The 243-nt window shown below is 40.3% G+C and carries 1 protein-coding gene; it reads left to right on the top strand.

Going from position 1 to position 243, the window contains the following annotated elements; all coding sequences use genetic code 11:
- Positions 1-43 precede the first annotated feature (43 nt).
- On the top strand, positions 44-243 hold a 200-nt coding region (locus tag SB775_RS32990), incomplete at its 3' end, for an uL14 family ribosomal protein (protein ID WP_410865503.1).

The following is a 243-nucleotide window of genomic DNA, read 5'->3' as shown; positions in this document are numbered from 1 at the left end:
ATAGACGAATCGGAATTTTTAGTCCGAAGGGAGGTTTCATAACATGATCCAACAAGAATCTCGTTTGAAAGTTGCTGACAACTCTGGTGCACGTGAACTTTTAACAATTAAAGTATTAGGCGGCTCTGGTCGTAAATATGCTAATATTGGTGATATTATCGTTGCTACGGTAAAACAAGCAACACCAGGTGGCGTTGTTAAAAAAGGTGACGTTGTTAAGGCAGTAGTGGTACGTACGAAGAG

It is taken from the genome of Peribacillus sp. SIMBA_075, assembly GCF_046534585.1.
The sequence above is the reverse complement of the archived record's forward strand: the minus strand, read 5'-3'. Positions and strand labels throughout refer to the sequence as shown.